Below are 16,744 nucleotides of genomic sequence, written 5' to 3'. Positions count from 1 at the left end.
GTTGGCATTGAGAGTCCACCGCACCCCGCCGGTCAATCAATGGTGGAAGACCAAGATCTTACGAATGCGGATGTCCATAGGTGCAACCCTCTTTGCTCCCCTTGCGTGTCAAGGATTCATTCTGTGAAGCAACCATTCTTCCAAAAACAGAAGCTGAAACAATGAATCAGCTCCCCACTATAGGCAACACGTTCAATTTGATTGTATCAATTTTTGTAAAACATTGCCGTCGAACTTTGTCGACCGACCAAAAAATACAAAAAGAGCGGTGCGGTGCCGCTCCCTTTTCTACACTGATGGCGAAGCGATGAAAACTCGCAACGCTTCCGCTTTGAAGCTCATTTTTTATCAACTCCTATTTCTCTAAGTGTGCAATACACTAGCGCCCTGTTGCTGCTCGGGAATGTGCTCTTGGATGTCTCAAAGATTTTGCATTCAACCGGGTCAATTCATAATGTGATGCTAAGACAAAGCAGAAGCCCGCTTGGCTTCTGTTTTGTCCCCACCTTCAACGGCTTAAGGCTCGTAACATAAACCGCTCGACATCATTCTCCGGTCCGATAAATTCGACGTCTGTTCCGATGGCTTGGAAGTGTTTGCGGGCGAAGGCAATTTTCGCTGCCTCACCGGGACGCAGCTCATCCTCCCATTCCTGCCCTTTCGTCTCAAGGACGAAGTACAGTTTTTCTTCCCCGTCTTTCTCAATGACAAGCGCCCAGTCGGGATTGTAGGAGCCGATTGGGGTGTCAATTTTGAACCAGTTCGGCAGTTTGACGTACACTTTTACGTTCTCATCGTGTTCAAAACGTTTGGCGAACCGCTCTTCCACATCGGAATCGTAAAGGATATGGTCAAACGGCGATTTTTCGCTCGGGATGGCGTTGTCGTTCAAATAGGCGAGCAGCTCTTCGTTTTGGAACAGCTCAACCGCGTAATACGCATCATCACCAATTTTGTAATATTTCACGCCATCTTTCAGCAACAGCCTCATTTGGCGCTGGATGATGTTCGCCACTTCTTCAATAAACTTTTGCGGATTGTTTTTGAAATCATCGAGCCGCTTGCAGCCGGTCAAAATGCGCACGATCGTCTTCCGCGTTAAATTCGTCCGGTTTTGCAGCTCGGTGATGACATCGGGAAGAGTATGGTGCAAGCTCACGTAATCCTCCACTTTTTCGCTGACCACCTGAGCCTGTACGCCTGTCACATGATCAATTTCCACCCGTCCTTTCCGGCTGACAATGCGGATTTTTTCAATGGGCTTCATTTCCTGAATGGCGGCGATGCACAAGTCAATGAGCTGTTCGCTGTCAAAATCGACTGAATAGACGGTTTTGTATTTGATTTTGTCCCACAATTGCCGAAACTCTTCTTGATTGAGAACCGCCATATTGACATGGACTTTTTTCTTTTTCGTCCCATCTTTGATCGGCAATGCTTGCAAATGGCGTTTGATCTCTTTCACGATGGACGACCGCCACGGCTGGAATTCGTCGCCTAAACGGAGGTCGTAGTCTTCAATGGCCTGCTTGAGCTTTTCCGTTGCTTTGCCCTGTTTGTCAATATAGCCATTTTGTTTTAATTCCTCATACAGCTTCAATGATAAATCATAACCCATTTGCACCGGCTCGTCCGTCGCCTCGTCCAAATAGATGAGTTTCGCAAAGACATGCTTTTCAATTTTGCCGAACCGAATGCCCGTATCCTCTTCAATCTCTTTTTGCAACGTAGCGACGAATTCTTCATACGACTCATTCGCCATCACCGTTAATATGTTGACATGATCGTCATGCACCCGCTCTCCGTTTTGATCGACAGCCAACCGCAATCCGCGCCCGATTTCCTGGCGCCTCGATACGTACGTGCCGGACGAGTCTTTCAACGTGCAAATTTGGAAGACGTTCGGGTTGTCCCATCCTTCACGGAGTGCGGAATGAGAGAAAATGAAGCGGAGCGGCTCATCGAGGCTGAGCAGCCGTTCTTTGTCTCTCATAATAAGGTTGTATACGTCCGTATCCGCCTCTGTATTCCCTTTCGTATCTTTCAACCGGCCTTTTTTGTCCTGTGCAAAATAACCGTTGTGCACTTTCTCAATATCATGGTCAATGCCCGGATCTTCCCAGAGGGACGGTATTTCGGCTTTTGCATTAAATTCCGATACTCTTCCTCAAACATCGCCGCATATTTTCCTTTGATTGGATTGCCGTTTTGATCATAATCACGGTAATGAGCGACTTTGTCGATGAAGAACAGACTTAATACTTTAATCCCGCGCGGGCGAAGCCACAATTCTTTATTTAAATGCTCTTCAATCGTTTTGCGGATTTGATACCGCTTGATGGCATCGTCATCGACATCTCCAATCGCGTCGCCCACACCGAGTCGATAGCCGTTGATTTCAACCGCTTCATTTCCTTCCGTCCAATCGATTTGCTCGACGATATAGCCGCGGTACAGTTCGCGCTCCCCCGAAACGTCATACAAGTCATCGCCGTATTTGACCGTTTTCGTCATTCGCTTGACCTTTCCGCGCGACTCGACATCGAGCTCAAGTTTCGCTTTCCGCTCTTTCACCTCGACAAGTTTGATGTACGGCACATTGAACGACGGCTCAGAGCGGACAGACATGACCTCAATTTTTTTCACAAGCTTTTGATTGTACGCATCGACCGCATCGAGGCGATATATCATATTGTATTTATCCACATGCGTCGCCGAGTAGCGCAGCGTGCAAAGCGGGTTGAGCGACGCGATCGCCTCCTTCGACTTCGGCGTCGTATCGACGCTTTGCGGTTCGTCGATGATGACAATCGGGTTCGTCTGTTGGATAAATTCGATTGGGCGATAGCCATTCAAGCGGTCGTTCGGACGGTGGATGACGTTCGCTTTATCCTCCTTTTCCGGGTCTTCGAAGCTTTTGCGAAACGCATCGATATTGATGATCATAATTTGAATCGTGGTGGCCGTCGCAAAATTGTGCACTTCTCCAAGCTTTTGCGAATCATAAATAAAGTACTCAACCGGCGTGCGGTCATACAGTTCATCAAAATGGTCGCGGGTGATTTGCAGCGACTTGTACACCCCTTCGCGAATCGCCACGGACGGGACGACAATGACAAACTTTCTGAACCCGTAATGTTTATGAAGCTCATAAATCGTCCGCAAATAGACGTACGTCTTCCCCGTCCCCGTCTCCATTTCAATCGTAAAATGCATGCCGTCGAGCCGCTCGCTGCGCGGCAGGCCATTTCTCACTTGGACGTCTTGAACGTTTTTTAAAATTTCCTCAGGCGTCAGGTCGAGGCGATTCCCAACGCCCAATTCCGTTTGAACTATTCCCGCATCAGGGCCGTATGAAACGGTGAAGTTCGACTGGCTCATCTCCTGCCCTTTAAAAATTTGCACCACCGACTCAATCGCGCGCCGTTGGTAGTCCAAATCCGCGTGAAACTTCAGCTTCATCGGTTATACACTCCTAACATCCGTGATGCCGTGCTTTTTCAACGTTTGCAAGGCATTCGTTTTCACCGCGTCGCTCATAAAGCCGGATTCTTTCAAAATGACTTTCGGCGGCATATGCTCAGAACGGTGTTTCAACATCTCCTGAACAAGGTCAAGATCGATTTCGTCTTCCAAGCAAATAAGTGCGGAACCATAGGCAACGTTGTAAATCGTTTTGCCGCCGCAGTCGATTTCCTCAATCGGCACCGTCAACGGCAGCCCGATTTTCAGCAAAATCTCATACAATAAATCTTCTTTCGTCCGATCTTCCTTAATATTGTTTTGCAAATCGAAAAGCGTTTGTTCGAGGTTGTCAAAGTCCGGATCCCATTCTTTGATATTGGAGGAATCGAGCTTAAACACTTTAAAGCCGATGTCCAAATCCGTCTTTCCGGTTTCTTGAACGATCTTCTCCCCCGCACGGCGGATGCGTTCCTTGCCGATTTCGCAAATGTTTTTATATCCCGCTTTATACGCATCGGACGTTTCATCCGTTTTTTCCGGCAGCTGGACCATAATAAACTTGCGATTGCCGCCATCCTCCGCATTTAACTGCATGACTGCATGGGCAGTTGTGGCGGAGCCGGAGAAGAAATCTAAAATGATATCATTAGTCGAACTATTTGCACCTTCTTGGGCATATGAAGCAATACTAATTAATTTTTTTATTATATTTTCATCTTTAGGGAAATCGAATACTTTTTTTCCAAATAAATCTTTCAATCTCTTTGAAGCGCTTCTATTATCCTGATAAAAAACACTGTATGGAACTTGGTACTCACTTTCAAATAAGTAACGTTTGTAACATGGTATAGTGGTTTCATCCTCTCCAAAATGAATACGGTTGTTATTTATTAACTCTAACATTTTTTCTTTATTCATATATCTCCAGCCACCTGCTGGCTGTTTAACAGGTTTATTAGTAACAGGATGCAAAATTTCATATCTTGCACCATTTGCTTCTGGTTTAGACAAGTCTGAAGGAAAATACACACCTCTCTCATCAATACAATTATAATGTTTATGTTGTTTGGAAGGATGATTATCTGGCAGTGAATTATACCATTCCTTTAATAACCTAGAAGCTAATTTATAATCTTCATTACATTCCTTTAGTAGCTTTTGAGCAGTATCATATATTTCTTTCAACCCTTCTTTTTTCTCTCGCCATACAATTTCACGTTCTCTTACAAATTCCATATTTTTGAAGTAACAAAGAATATATTCATGTGAGATTGATATATATTTAGAATCGTTTTTTCTTCCTGCACTCCAAATAAAACTACCTACAAAATTTTCTTGTCCAAATACTTCGTCCAAAATCTTTTTTAAATTTGCATATTCAACATCATCAATGGATACTAAAATAACGCCATCCTCTCTTAATAAATTCCTTGCTAATTTCAATCTCGGATACATCATATTCAACCAATCTGTATGGAATCTACCATTCGTCTCCGTATTAGCCTTTGCCATTTGTTGAGTTATTTCTTTATAATTTTTAATGTTATCGTGAAAATCATCTTTATACACAAAATCCTTCCCCGTATTGTACGGCGGGTCGATGTAAATCATTTTGATTTTGCCGAAATACGATTTTTGCAACAGCTTCAGCACTTCCAAATTGTCGCCTTCAATATACAAGTTTTCCGTTGTCTCCCAGTTTTTGCTTGACGCTTTGTCCGGCCGCAAGGTGCCAGTGGACGGCGTTTGGGCGAGTTTCATCGCTTGTGTTTTGCCGTGCCAGGTGAATTCGTACTTTTCGTTGCGCGTTTCGATCTCTTCGCCTAGAACAAGCTTCAATTTGTCAAAATCGATTTTCCCCTCCGTGACAACTTCCGGGAATAGCTGCTTTAACGCTTCAATGTTTGTTTTGACAAGGTCGAGCGACTTTCCGTCCAGTTTCTCCATCGTGCTGCTCCTTTCCGCGCAATTGTTGCTTCCATTGTTCGATTTGCTTCGTTAGCTGTTGAATTTTCATATGGTATTCCACTTTTCGATTAAACTGTGTTTCTTTTTTGATTTCGTTTTTCCATTTTGCGATTTCAACTTCCGCCTGTTCGATTTGCGCGACGAGCTGTTTGGATTGTTCATCAGCGGCGATGTAAAACGCACCGACCGCTTTGGCGTGCTGGAACGCCTGCACCGCCAGATGGATGTCTTGATAAAACCGAAAAAAGTTGGCGAACGACAGCTTCGTCATATGAACGGCGCGAAGAAACTGCTTGACCGTCTCGTCATCATGATCGAGTGAAAACCACGGGGTATACGCCCATTCTTCGGCCACGGTTTTAGTCCGATCGTTTTTGTTCAGCCGCTTGCGGCATGTCCCAATTCGAACGTTTCCTTCTTTTTCAAACACGATAACGGTTGGGTTGGGCACTGTTTTTTGGATGATCTCCCCGATCACGGAAACGTGCGCATCCTTTGATTTTGTCCGCAGCCGAACGGTGATAAACATAACCCCTTCGTAATGGTAGTCGTCGTTGACGAACGGCTGAATGTTGATGATCCCTGAGGTCAACAAATACGTCAGCTCGATCCGCTCGATGTCTTTCGTCATATAGTCCTTTTCTTTTTTCGTCAAATCCGCATAATCGTAAAACATTTTTTTATCGAGCTTTTTATGCAACGGGCGGACGCGCTCGTCCAGCCCTATTGTAGCATAAAATGCGGATGCGGCCATGATCCTCACCCTTTAATGATCAAATACGAAACGATCTCAAAATCTTGCAAACTCGTGTTGGCGTTCGTGACTAAGCTGTCCAAGTTCCCAAGGCTAAATATGTTCAATGTTAGTTGCTGATCGATTTTGCCGACGATCTCTTCCACCGCTTTTTCCAGCAGGGCCTTGTATCACCCCATGTCTTTTCCGTTTTTCGTCTCTTGGTAAAACGCCTTGTACAAGCCCCATTCAACGTCTTTTTTGCCGTTGCAAAGCGACCGGTATAAATCCAACACTTTCTTTACGTGGACATGGTTATACAACACCGTGCCGTCTTCCCGAACATACACTAAGTAATACGGATGAAGCGCGTTTTGTTCATGCGCCGATGCCGTCGGCGCCGTTTGTTTCAGGCAGAAGATGATGCCCGTCTGAATTCCGTCTTTCAGTGTTTCATTTTGATTGGCGGTGATGCTGAAAAGTCCGAGCGGAGCCTGTTCGAGTTTTTCCTTATGTTCTTTCATAAATTTCAACAAATCCATCCGGAAGTCGTCGAGAGTAAAATCGGTCAGCGATATATTTCCAGAAATATCCTCCAAATCAATGACCTCATTTTGCAATTTTTCCAGTTGCTTGCGGCGATATTCCAAGTCGTTCATTTCGTTGCTGTTGTCGGCAATGACGTTTTCTTCGCCAGTCGCTGAAATATCTAAAATGGTCATTCGGCCCTTGACCCGGTTGACAAGTTGAATGTACTCATCAAGCTCAATCGATGGCCAGAAGTTTACGAGCTGGATTTGTTTGTTTTTGCTGCCGATGCGGTCGATGCGGCCGAACCGCTGAATGATGCGGACCGGATTCCAATGGATGTCATAGTTGACGAGATAATCGCAGTCCTGCAAGTTCTGCCCTTCGGAAATACAGTCGGTGGCGATGAGAATGTCGATTTCGTCCTTCATTTCTGGCATCACTTTATCGCGCTCTTTCGAGACGGGCGAAAAGTTCATCAACACATGGTTGAAATCGACTTTCTTCATCTTCAATGTCGTTTTCGGCCGATCAGCGCCCGTCACGACCGCACAGTGCAAGCCAAATTGGGTTTGCACCCATTGATGCAAATTCTCGTATAAGTAGTTTGCCGTATCGGCAAAAGCGGTGAAAATGAGCAGTTTTTTGTTCTGTTCGTTAATCGGGTGCTTGATTTTCTGTTCGATCAATCGTTTCAACGCCAACAGCTTTTGATCGCGATCCGGCGTTACGTTCCGCGCTTGGTGAAGCAGCCTTAGCAAAATCTCCCGGTCGTATAGCAAATCTTGTTTCCAACGGATCAAATCCATGTCTTTCAAAAAGATTTTGACTTTCGAGCCAATCAACGCCTCTTCCAATTCCGGATCTTCCGCATCGATCTCGTCCATCTCGCCAATTGTCCCAGAACTCCCATCGCAACGGTCGATTTTCTCGAGATGTTCGTCGATTTGTTGGATGATGTTTTGCAATGTCAAAGAAAACGAATGAACGCTGCTTTCCAACCGCTTCAGCAAATTCGACTTCATTAAATAAACAAGGTTGTGCTCGCGGTCGGTTTGCTTAAACACTCGGCCGTTTGCGACCTTTGTGTCGTATTTTTCGCTATAGTCCGCTCTTTTGTGCGGCAGCACGTATTGCATCGGCGAATAGAGCGCCATGCGAAGCCGCAAAATGTCGTTGTTGATTTTCTCAAGCGGCGGAAACTCATCTTTGCTGTCGATTTTTTCTTTCAGATTGATCGGCTTTAGACGCGTCGGAAACGGCCCGATAGCGTCCACGTTGTAATATTTTTCAATATGACGGCGCGAACGGGCGATCGTCAGCGAATCAAGCAAAGCGAAATAGTCCCAATCGAGCATATCCAACAGCCGCTCGGTCGTCCGTTCTTCTTCGGGAAGCCGGCTCCATTTGTTAAATTGCGACTGGGCGCGGCGGATCGTCTGGCTGATGCTTTTGATGTTCGCTGTTTCCGCCAATGCTTTGTCATTTCCTTCTGTAATAAAGGCAATTTGATTTTTCAAGTCATCAAGCTTATTGTTGACAGGGGTGGCGGAAAGCATCAATACCTTCGTCTTCACCCCCGCTTTCATGATATCGTTCATCAATCGGGAGTATCTCGTCACCCGATCGTGGCGCGGATCGTTGTTGCGAAAGTTATGCGATTCGTCAATGACAACCAAGTCATAGTTTCCCCAGTTGACATGCTCTAAGTTAATATCGCCGCTGTAGCCGCGTTCGCGCGATAAATCGGTATGATTGAGCAAGTCATACGAAAAGCGGTCTGCGGCTAAAATGTTTCGCCGATCATTTAACCGATAAATCGCCCAGTTTTCCCGCAATTTTTTTGGCGCCAACACGAGAACGCGGTGATTGCGCAGTTCGTAATATTTAATCACCGCCAACGCTTCGAACGTTTTTCCGAGCCCAACACTGTCAGCGATGATGCATCCCCATACGTTTCGATCTTATTGATGGCGCCAATGACCGCATCGCGCTGGAAATCGTAAAGTTTGTTCCAAATCACCGTATTTTGGAATCCGGTTCTTATCTGCAACGTTTCGTAGTTTGTTCCTTCTTTTAAAAAATCTTTGAACAGGTGATAAAGTGTGACAAAGTAAATCAACTCTGGCGGATGTTCTCGATGCATCATTTCCAAACGCCGCAACATTTCCTCTTTCACATCTTGCAGCGCCTGTTCATCTTGCCAAATCGCCTCAAATTGGCGAAGCAGCTGGGCGCTGGAATCTTGATCATCCAGCACATGGGTAAAATAAAAATGGGAGGAATTGCTGTAGCCTAACCCTGGACTGGAAAACGGCGCTCCGCCGATCAAACCGATTTGTGACCCGTCCTCATTTCGTACATGATATAAGCTGCCTTGAATGCGCTGGTTGACGACCGATTTCACCCTTGCTTTCTGTTTCAGCCATTTCGCCAGTTCCCTTGCTATATATGCTTGGTTGAGTTCGATTTTATATTTCCGCTCTTCCTCCACTCCATACAGCGCCGCTTCGTTTTTCTTCACCCATTCATTGAGTGGGCGGTCGCTGCTCACAAAGGCAGGCTCTGTGAAAATAAAGCGAAATTCATCGATTTGCGCCAGCTCTTTTTTCAACTCTGCAAACGCATATAACGTAAAATGCGCCGCCGCAATCGATAGTTTGCTGCTTTTTGTGATATGCGCTTTCAACGCATCGCCGACTAGACCGTTTTGTCTGTTGTCAATCATCCCTTTTGTCTTCATGCACGAATGGCTCCTTGTTTCTTTTCTTTATGGTTTTATTTTACGAAAACAACTGGTAGGATGTTGTTGAAATTTGTCGAAACTATAGATTGATTATCATAGACACAGCTTAAGAACGAGGGCTCTGTTTCGATCTAGGAACGAGTTGATCGAACTTGACGTCAAGGAGCAAGAGATCCAGCCTCTTCATCGACGATGGGCGCAAAAAATCCTCCCGATTTTCGTCGGGAGGGTGCAAAAAAGTGAATGATTACGCTTTTCCTTGCATTCTACAAAATTTAGGAAATAGTCGCCTCCCTGCATAATACCCCATTGCCCCAATATAAATGGGAATCATAAAGACAACAGACGGATAAAAAGGAAGCGACGCAACCATTGCAATTCCTAAAACAACTGTCCACCCCCACTTCACTCCCCATCTTCTCTCAAAATAAGAAACAAACACTTCTGTCACTGCGCATATAAGAAAAATAGCCAATGCCGCAAACGGTAAAATGGCAATGACAAAGGCAAAATCACTAAACAAAGAGAGAGAAAACGTGAACATGACAAACGCCCACAAAACCTCCACAAAAAATTTTTTCACTCATACGATCCCCTTATTATATAAATATAAAGTTGCAATCTTGCTTTACATGGCATTGTTTGCCCTTCTTGTCAACGTACCCGCTTGTCAGGTGATAAAAACGGGACATCAATATCGAAAATTCTTTATTTAAATGCAAAATTACTTGCCCACTGCGATTTTTTTATTGGGGTACCAAGGAAATAAATAATTGACATTTGTACCTGCAACATCAGGATCAAATTGATACAGAGTTTTCCACGTTCCCCCGTTATCTGATCTATAAATTTCATGCCAAGGATACTGATCATGGCTACCACTAATATAAGTAACTCCACTCTTTTGAATATTTAAACTATAACTGTAATCAATATTTGGTGGAGCCCCCATGTAAAAAGGTAATCCAACAGAATGAGAAATTTGAAACTGTGCTTCGCCCGGTGTAATCCATTCCTTTACAGCCGTTATACCTGATGTACCAGCATTTTGCCTTGCCAATCCATTTGAACCGCATGTGCCATTATCGTTTTTATTATAACGGATAGAATCTCTTGTATATTTTGAAAATCCATAGGACCCATCCCGCCAATAAATCGAAAGATCAATTCGATTACGATATGTGCTAGCAGACGCGGAAAAATTACGATTATCTCCTCCATAGCAGTAACCGTCTGGCGCAGATATTTTAGCTGGCTTAATGAATGTGGTATTGCGATAAGAAGTTACGGGGTCAACTGCAAATGTTGAGAATGACTTAGAGAATTCCTGAAAATGCGTATTACGCTTATCAATTACTTGCTTCAAAGGGATTAGGATAACATGATTTTTTTCATCTTCAACTACTTTGCCTTTTGCTTCGTCAAATTTTTTTACTTTCTCGATTCCTTCAATGGTATACATATATTCTCGACCAAAAGACACATTAAAGTCTTTAAACTCACTCTGTGAAACAATCATTATTGACTCACCATCACGGTAAACTGTATAATTTTGAATATGTGGTATATCTGACCAATCAATTTTTATCATTCTTTCGTTCAGAAACATATCTACCTTCACACTATCATTCGATAGAGGATGTAATGTGTTTGTAATAATATTCATTTTAGTCAATAAACGATCGTCTTTATCAAATGCAGCTAAAACATACTCATACATTTCACCCATTACTAGGTTTTTGTGAATAAACTCCCTTTCATTTCCCTCATACAAAACTGCTCCATTTTTATCATATAAAACATATTTCGGCTCTTCACCAAAAGTTGTACTTGATTTTTTCTGAACATACCCTATTTACGCTTGTGAGGGAAAATCAACAAATCAGTGATTTTTGCACATCTTTGTGCAGGAAACCGTATTGCTTGTCAAGTACATGTTGTGGTGAAGAGCCCATATTTCTTAGCATTAGAAATTTGTTTCCAGGTTAAACGCAAGCTATCCTTGTGTTTTTCAATTGAATACACCTCAATATAATCCGAGAAACCGTTAGTAACAGTGCCAAGAGATAATAATAAAATAATAATGGTTGCTAACGAAACCGTTTTCTTCATAAAAGAAATCCCACTCCAATCTCATTTCGGGATATCATCCAAGCGACTGAGCGGTTCCTAGAGCATATCCATGAGCGTCTGGAGGAATTGTTGGAATGTTTAGAGTTTGTAATGAATGGAAAGTTCACTCTTGGTGTTGCATGTATATGAGGACAGGTAAACGTCGCAGCATCTTTCACATTGGTTGAGGGATCATCGCTTGTTCGAATTCCAAATCAACTTCCCGTAAATGAACAATGAACATCCCTTGTTCAATGGTCCCAACTTATTAAACAAGCCAAACCATTATTACAGCTATCCCCTTTGTCGAACTATAATTTTCCACTCATGAAAATACACCTCCTCTAATGCTTTTTGAAAATTATATTTTCCAAAAAAAAAAGTCAAGAAGAATCGCTACTAAAAATTCAACATTACTCGACAAACAAGTTGAACCCGTGGTGCTAGATAAAACTCAGACAAGTATAAAAATAGCCCTTGCTGGCGGATCTCCTGTAGAATGAAAGTGTGACCCATCATTCGAAAGGAGGAATCCCCCATGCAAGAGCACTTTCATTTTACTACAGATCCCACCAGACTACCAAAACAATATGCCGCCATTTTCTGTTTTGTGTCTGCCCAACTGTCGTTGATTCAAATGGATCTTCATTGTCGCAATCGTCACTGGGATCAAAACGTTTGCTTCCGTAAAAGCAATATTCATAAACACCCAGAGGAAATGCTACAATACTTGGGGTGTGCAATGTCATCGCAAAGTTGACTTTTCAAGGTTCATTTTCTAGTCGCGCCCCTCCCCCATCATCCCCACCACTTCGCGAAACACGGCCGACGGCTGCCTGCGGAGCAGTTCGGCGGGGATTGTTTTGTGCTTTGCGCCGTTTGTGATGATGAGTCGGCCGCTTTCCAGGCGGATGGACACGTTTTTGACGCGGTACGCGGTGATTTTGGACGCCTGGTCCAAGTAGCGGGCGTCAAGGTCGAAGCGGATGCGGTCGGACAGCCGCCGCAGGATGCGCCAAAGGGCGATTTCCTCGCTTGATTTCATGAACAGTTCCGGCAGTTCTTTCGCCTGCTTGAGCGTGTTGAGCGTCGTCATCGTATAGACGGCGATGCCGTAGCCGACGGGGCGGATGACGTGTTGGAGAAAGTTCCAGCTTTCGACTTCGAAGCGAACGTATTCGTCATCACTTCGTTTCGGCAGCTCGGCGATGGCCGATCGTTTGACGATGTTCACAGCGGTGATTTTGCCAAAGCACGTGACCCCGTTTTGCGGGGCGGCTCCTTGTTTCGGGTAAAGGGCGATGTAGCGCGCGTTTTGCCAGCCTTTTTTCAGCTGCTTGACTGGGATGTGGTAGAAGCGGTGCTTCAAGTAGGCTTCGTAATGCCGCGCGCTTGGCACCATGCCGACAAGCACATGCTCATCGAAAGTCGACCGCCATTCCTCGATGATCCCTTGCGGCAGGATGCCTTCTTGTTGCAGTTCTTCGGGATTCTTTTCAATCAGCCGCTCGATGAACTGCTCGACGAGGCGGGTGGCGTTCGGCAAAAACGGCAGACCGCCGATGTTGACGTCGTTGATGCTTTTGTACAGCGGGTGCGCTTGGTAGCTGTCTTCGTCATGCCACGGGAACAGCACGTAGGCGCCAAAGGCGGTGCGCTCGTATGGGCCGCCGCGGCGGGCGACAAGGGAATCGCGGTAGCGGTGCATCGTGTTGATGTCGTCTTCCATCGGGCCCGGCATTCCGTACCGTTTTTCATACGCGCTGCCCGAAACAGCGAAGTCCAGACGGTATTTGGCGTCGAAAATGTAGTTGAACGTATATCCTTTTCCCTTCTTTTCAATCGCCAAAACCGTGTCGGGCATTTGCGGGACGGTCGGCAGCCTCCCTTCGTACGGTTGGTACGTGAGCGTGATTCGCTCGCCCGTGTGCGGATGTTCGTACACTTGCTTGGCGGAGCGGGTTTTGTCGAGATGGACGAACAATCCCAAGCGGTTCACTTGGATGACGTTTTGGCTGATGAGTTTGTATTTTTTCCCGAGGAGCTGCCCGAGCTTCAAAAACGTCCAATACTCGTACAACGTGGCGACGTCTTTGACGGACATTCGGTACAGCGTTCCCTGCAAGGCGAGGCCGCGGGTGATGATGAGAAACAGCTGATAGGCGTCGCGGTATCCGGGCGCCATTTGCAGGACGAGGCTCGCAACAGAGCGGTCAAGCCGCCCGATCGGCCGCCAAAAGGAGTGGCGGAGACGAGTTTCGAGCGCGCGGATCATCGATTGGATGCGCTCAAGCAAATCCGGATCCGGTTCCGTTTCGTACCGTTTTTGTTTCCCTTGCACGTGTTCGAACAAATCGCGCAGCTTCTCGGCAAGGCGCGTCATCATCCATTTGACGAACCGGTTTTCGAGCGTGTCGTACGTCAGTTCTTTTTTCGCTTTGAGCCCGGATTGCGGCATGACGGTTCGACTTCCGATGTCGATGCCGCGTTTGACGTCGCGGAACACATGCGGCCGCTTGCGCAAATCATTCCGTCCTGCCGCATCCAAACGGCCGAGCTGGTCGCCGCGCACCCTCACATGGACGGTCGACAGTTGATGGTGCGGCTGCCGCTCGATATGGCGAATGGCATGCAAAAAATCGCCGATATGCCTCTCCATAAGCCGGAAAAACTCGCTTCGGGACGGCGCGCCGCTGCGTTTCGCCTTCGCCCGCTGGTACGTGCGCTTGATGAAGTGAAACGCCAAGTTGTAAATTTCTTCGCTCACTTCATCAAGCAGCCGCTGGTAGTCTTGTTTGTATGTCAATTTCGTCGGGAAAATTTCGATCGTCACGTCCAAAACGGAGCGGTGGCCGTCGCGGATTTCGAATGTCGACAGCCCAACTTCATTCGGGAAATGGAGATTGCCCATCAACACCGCTTGGCCGCCGATGTCCACCAGGCTGATGGCGTTTCTCAGCGCTGGCGACTCATGGTAAAAGGAGAGCACCCGGTCGGTTTTCGGAACGACAAGCAGCTGATAGACGCCGTTTTCAAAGAAAATCGGGCGGTGGCCGCCCGACCAGTCGACAAGCTCACCCGCGTCCACGTCAAACAGTTTGACGTCCAAGATGTCTTCGCCGCTGACGAAAAACTCCATCGTCTCATGGAAATCGAGGCGGCGGTACTGCTTAAGCCCTTCGTATTGTTCGTGGTACGGCTTTCCTTTGATTACGAGCGTGAGCTGTTCCGTTTCGATATGGACGAGCTCATAGTCGTCACGCCCCGAGCCAGAACGAAGTGAAGCCATCGTCCTCTAACCTCCGCAGCATGCGCCAAATTTTCTCCGCGCTTTTTGGATAACGAGCATACGAAACATCAAGCACGCCGCCGTATTCACCGTCCGGTTCAAAGCCGGCGCACAGGACAAACAGCTGCTTGAGCGCTGTTTCGAGCCGCACGTCGCTTCCTGAAAGGCGCGGCAACATTTTTTGCATGAGGCAATAGTCGAACGCCTTGTCCCATTCCATTAGCTTTCCTTCTTCATTGTAGGCCAGGTAGAAGCAAATTTCGTCGCGGACGCGGTAGCCGATGTGCGCCCCGAGCGGCTCAAGGATGCGGTTGATGTCCACGAGCTGTTTCGTCGCGTCTTCTACCAGCTTTGGATAGTCGGCATATACATCTTTCAAATGCAAATACCGCGCCGCGAACAGCTCCTGCCCGACAGGTTGGGGTGCAACGGTCGGCACATCGCGCAAAAAGTCGAGATGGTCGAGCTGGACGCGGTTAAACTCGATCGTGTTCGCGCGGTCGAGCACTTTTTTGCTGAAGGGGTGGGTTGTCTCGTCCATGTTGACCGTGCCGATGATGTAGACGTTCGGTGGGAGAAAAAGATCACACCCTGCTGTTTCTCTCGGCAGCAACCGCGACGATACAATGCGCCCATTTTCCCAGCGGCGGCTTTCCATCACGCTCAGCACATCGCTGAAGTAATGCTCGACGCGGGCGAGGTTCATCTCGTCCAACACGACGAAATACGGCTTGTCCGGATGCTTCTCTGCTTCGATGATGACGTTCGTAAGGGGCCCGGGCTTGAACTCGCCTTTAATGTCGACATAGCCAAGCAAATCAGAGCCGTCGTTCCAGTCCGGGCGGACGGGGATCAAGGTGAACCGCCTATTGTCTTCCGTCGCGCCGACGCTCTCAGCGAGCCATTGAACGATTTTCGTTTTCCCCGTTCCGGAAATGCCGGATAGGATGACGAACGGTTTCGTTTTTAATGAAAGAAAGAGGTTGGCCACTTCCTCTTTCGTATAGTAAAACCCTTTGGCGGATATGTATGAATGAATATGCTCAACCGCCTCCCGATAGGAAAGGGCCTGCTCGGGCGGTGCCATCGGTTCTGTTCGCTCCGCATACTGTCGGTAATAATCGATCATCGTTTCAAGGTCGCGCGCGAGTTGTTCATCGGACGGCAGATCGTCAAACGAATAGGCGATATACGCCGCCACCGACCGTTCGTACTCTTTCGCCCGTTTGCTTTCGCCAAGACGGATGTCATCATCGGTCCGCACGCGCTCTCCGGCGGGAATGAGTTGGCGGATGCCGCGCTTCACCCGCTCCATTTCGTCTTTCGGCGTCTCCGTCACCCCTTGGGCGAGCGTCAAATAGAGGCGGCGCATATCTTCGCTGAACAAGTAGACGATATAATAGCCGCGCTGCGTCGAATCCGTCACTTCTTGATCCATCACCGCCACCCACGGCACGTCGGTCCAGTTTCCTTGGCCGACCGAACCTTTGACGATATACTTGTTGGACGGCAAAAACGAGAGCGCCTTCAACGCCTCTGGAATCGCCCGCGTCACTAACTGAAACGTCCGCCGCTCTTTCGACAGTTTTTCCTGCTTGTCTTGCTCGTAGATGGCCATCACTTCACGGAACAGATCGTGCAATGACATAAGAATAGCTCCTTCGTGCCGAAATGTTTTCTTCGTTTCTATTTTTCTTCTATTCTACTAAAAAATCAGCTCTCTTAACCAGTAAGAGAGCCGCTTTTTCGAGCATTCGCGTGGGAGAAGCGCATTGAAAAATGACCGCACCGTGCTGAAAAACTGGGGATGGCGTGAACGTTGAACGCTAGGCGTGTGCATAGAAGAGCGAAAGATGTTTATGCTACACTAGGGATGAGAAATTCCGGCGCCGTTTTTCGGCGA

The 16,744-nt window shown here is 46.8% G+C and carries 9 protein-coding genes and 2 pseudogenes; 1 reads left to right on the top strand and 10 read right to left on the bottom strand.

The window, feature by feature from the left end; genetic code table 11:
• Positions 1–508 precede the first annotated feature (508 nt).
• From A0V43_RS04080 to A0V43_RS04055, 8 genes and pseudogenes are all read right to left on the bottom strand, one after another.
• Positions 509–3,462: pseudogene (locus A0V43_RS04080) on the bottom strand (type III restriction-modification system endonuclease).
• Positions 3,463–3,465: 3 nt separating this feature from the next.
• Positions 3,466–5,412, bottom strand: a complete 1,947-nt coding sequence (locus A0V43_RS04075) for a site-specific DNA-methyltransferase (RefSeq protein ID WP_063192438.1) — start codon at positions 5,410–5,412, stop codon at positions 3,466–3,468.
• Positions 5,363–6,187 carry a DUF4391 domain-containing protein gene (locus tag A0V43_RS04070; protein ID WP_063192437.1) on the bottom strand — a complete coding sequence of 275 codons (825 nt, stop codon included), beginning with the start codon at positions 6,185–6,187 and terminating at the stop codon, positions 5,363–5,365. The genes A0V43_RS04075 and A0V43_RS04070 overlap by 50 nt, the downstream gene beginning before the upstream one ends.
• Positions 6,188–6,192: 5 nt before the next feature.
• The gene (locus A0V43_RS20170) at positions 6,193–6,333 is read right to left on the bottom strand and encodes a hypothetical protein (RefSeq protein WP_236930916.1); all 141 of its coding nucleotides are present in this window, start codon (positions 6,331–6,333) and stop codon (positions 6,193–6,195) included.
• A 24-nt stretch (positions 6,334–6,357) separates the two neighbouring features.
• Positions 6,358–8,589, bottom strand: a complete 2,232-nt coding sequence (locus A0V43_RS04065) for a DEAD/DEAH box helicase (RefSeq protein WP_236930915.1) — start codon at positions 8,587–8,589, stop codon at positions 6,358–6,360.
• Entirely contained in the window at positions 8,586–9,437 is an 852-nt protein-coding gene (locus tag A0V43_RS20165; RefSeq protein ID WP_236930914.1) for a phospholipase D-like domain-containing protein, read from the bottom strand. Before A0V43_RS20165 ends, A0V43_RS04065 begins: the two co-directional genes overlap by 4 nt.
• 250 nt (positions 9,438–9,687) lie before the next feature.
• Positions 9,688–10,023 carry a hypothetical protein gene (locus tag A0V43_RS04060; RefSeq protein ID WP_063192436.1) on the bottom strand — a complete coding sequence of 112 codons (336 nt, stop codon included), beginning with the start codon at positions 10,021–10,023 and terminating at the stop codon, positions 9,688–9,690.
• Positions 10,024–10,164: 141 nt separating this feature from the next.
• Complete coding sequence (locus A0V43_RS04055; RefSeq protein WP_236930913.1) at positions 10,165–11,160, bottom strand: DUF3238 domain-containing protein; 996 nt, start codon at positions 11,158–11,160, stop codon at positions 10,165–10,167.
• A 930-nt stretch (positions 11,161–12,090) separates the two neighbouring features.
• Here A0V43_RS04055 and A0V43_RS18605 point away from each other — a divergent pair.
• A pseudogene (locus tag A0V43_RS18605) lies at positions 12,091–12,216 on the top strand (IS982 family transposase); the annotation flags it as partial.
• A 114-nt stretch (positions 12,217–12,330) separates the two neighbouring features.
• Here the strand turns inward: A0V43_RS18605 and A0V43_RS04050 are convergent.
• Positions 12,331–14,841 (bottom strand): restriction endonuclease-like protein, encoded by a 2,511-nt coding sequence (locus A0V43_RS04050; RefSeq protein WP_063192435.1) that lies wholly within the window; start codon positions 14,839–14,841, stop codon positions 12,331–12,333.
• Positions 14,810–16,489 (bottom strand): MrcB family domain-containing protein, encoded by a 1,680-nt coding sequence (locus A0V43_RS04045; RefSeq protein ID WP_063192434.1) that lies wholly within the window; start codon positions 16,487–16,489, stop codon positions 14,810–14,812. Before A0V43_RS04045 ends, A0V43_RS04050 begins: the two co-directional genes overlap by 32 nt.
• Positions 16,490–16,744 lie beyond the last annotated feature (255 nt).

It is taken from the genome of Geobacillus sp. JS12, assembly GCF_001592395.1.
GTDB classification, from domain to species: domain Bacteria; phylum Bacillota; class Bacilli; order Bacillales; family Anoxybacillaceae; genus Geobacillus; species Geobacillus zalihae.
Note: the sequence above shows the minus strand (reverse complement) of the source record. Positions and strands in the feature narration are given on the sequence as shown.